Source organism: Longimicrobium sp., assembly GCF_036280135.1.
Taxonomy (GTDB): Bacteria; Gemmatimonadota; Gemmatimonadetes; order Longimicrobiales; family Longimicrobiaceae; genus Longimicrobium.
Genome location: NZ_DASURI010000179.1, coordinates 1 through 2,182, shown reverse-complemented (window position 1 = coordinate 2,182; position 2,182 = coordinate 1). Strand labels below are relative to the sequence as shown.

1 protein-coding gene is annotated in these 2,182 nt (G+C 70.4%); it reads right to left on the bottom strand.

All coding sequences use genetic code 11. The annotated features are described in order from the left end of the window. Positions 1–463: 463 nt before the first annotated feature. Positions 464–2,056 (bottom strand): TldD/PmbA family protein, encoded by a 1,593-nt coding sequence (locus VFZ20_RS05290; RefSeq protein WP_329682792.1) that lies wholly within the window; start codon positions 2,054–2,056, stop codon positions 464–466. Positions 2,057–2,182 lie beyond the last annotated feature (126 nt).

Genomic DNA, 2,182 nt, shown 5'->3' with positions numbered 1-2,182 from the left:
CGCACGCGGTGGCCGCCATCGTGAGCGCCGCGAGCGCGGCGAATCGAACCTTGGTGATCATGGTTTCTCGTGCCCGTGGTCATGGAAAAGCCGCCCACCCCCGTGGGGGACGGGCGGCTTCGCCAGCGGTGGATGGCACGTTCCGGGCCGCGGGCCCTCACCGTGGGGGCCCTCACCCCGCTCGTTCCTCGCGTCCCTCTCCCGCAAACTGCGCGGGAGAGGGCGTACACTTCGACGAGCCGTGGTGCGGGGGCGGCCGGCAGCCAGCCGGTACTACGGTTCACCCTCCTGCCGAGGAACCGTGCTTCGCGTCGGGTGGCGGCCCGTGTTGGCGGTTGAAGCCCTGTTCGCAGAGCGCGTCGGCGCGAGACAGGGCTTATCGCTGTCCCAGCGGCGGCTTTAGCCGCTCAGGCTGGGGCTCGCCCTGCATCCTTTCGCACTTTCGCACTAACGCACTCCCCGTTCACCCACCGCGCGCGGTGTTGATCACGTTCACCTGGCGAAAGCGCGCGGCGGGGGAGCCGTGCGAGACGGCGTTCAGCTGGCTGGGCTCGCCCTTGCCGTCGAAGAAGGTGCCGCCCACGAAGTACGTCGACGGCCCGCCGATCAAATCCATGGAGTTCCAGAACTCCGGCGTGCGGATCTGGTACGCCACGTCGCGCAGCATCTGCCCCTTCTTGCCGTCGCGGATCTCCCAGTACACCTGCCCGCCGAACTGCCCGTTGTAGCGCTGCTGGTCGATGGAGAACGAGCCGTGCCCGTCGATCAGGATGCCGTTGCGCACGCCCGCGATCAGCTCGTCCAGCGGCACGTCGCGCTCGGGGTGCGGCATGAGGTTCACGTTGGGCATCCGCTGGAACTGCACGTGCGCCCAGCTTTGCGCCGTGCTGTTGCCATGGCTGCGCACGGGCCGCCCCTGCGACGCGTACCACTCCGCCAGCATGGGCGCCTGCTCGCGCGTGGTCTGCAGGTCGTTCAGAATGCCGTTCTTGACGATCAGGTACTCGTCCGGCCGCACGCCCTCGTCGTCCCAGCCGATGGTGGCCAGCGAGCCGGGGGCGTTGCGCTCCGCCTGCACGTTCATCAGGTCCGGGCCGTAGCGAAAGCGGCCCAGGTAGTCGCGTACGGGGTGGATGAACGACGTGCCCGCGTAGTTCGCCTCGTATCCCATGATGCGGTCCAGCTCCGTGGGATGCGCGATGCTCTCGTGGATGATGAGCCGCAGGTGCGTGGGCAGCAGCACCAGGTCGTAGCGCCCCGGCTCGATGGGCTTGGCGCTCAGCTTGGCGGCCGCCTCTTCCGCCCAGACGGCGGCGCGGGCGGGCAGGTCGGACTGCACGACGTACTCGTAGCCCAGCCCGCGCGGCGGCACGTCCGTGCTCATCCGCGTCTGGAAGTCCGATCCACCCTCGGCCACGGCCGTTACGGTGGTGACGGGATAGGTGCGGGTGAGGGTCTGCGTGATGTACGAGCCCTCCGTGCTGGCGAACACCTTCTCCTCGCGCACGAAGAAGAGCGAGGTGGTGACGAACCGCGCCCGGGGCACGCGCAGGGCGGCCTCGTTGGCGCTGATGAGCAGCCCCACCTTGTCCTCGACGGAGACGTCGAAGGGGTCGATCTCCATGGGCGAGCGCCACGTGGCGTCGGGGTACGCCTCCACGGGGGCCAGCTCCACGGGGCGCTGCTGGACGGCCGCGTTGGCCCGCGCCTGCGCCACAGCCAGCCGGGCCACGCGCGCCACTTCGTCCACCGTCACGTCGCGGCTGGCGGCGAACCCCCACGCGCCGTCGGCCAGCACGCGCACGCCAAAGCCGTACGTCTCCGCGTCGTCGAACTCCGTGATCTGCCGCTCGCGCGTGCCGATGGACTGCGTGCGGTTGCGCTGGATGCGCACGTCGGCGTAGCGGGCGCCGGCGGAGCGGGCGGCCTCCAGCGCGCGGGCGGTGAGCTCGCGCTCGTCCACGTCCTGCATGCGGCCGTGCAGCGTGCGCGGCCCCACTAGGGCCAGCCCGGCCGCGCCCGTGGCGCTCCGCTGGATGAACTCTCGGCGTCTCATGGATGTACGGCGGGTGCAGGATGGGATCGGCGTGCGGCGGAATGCTAAACTTTCAGCACGTTGCGACGGCCGATGGGATTCCGCAAGCCCGCCGGATGCGCGTCCGGCGGGGGGGCGCACGTGGCG

Coding starts and splice junctions, on each gene's coding strand:
- VFZ20_RS05290 (WP_329682792.1), bottom strand. CDS start 2,056: ATGAGACGCCGAGAGTTCATCCAGCGGAGCGCCACGGGCGCGGCCGGG.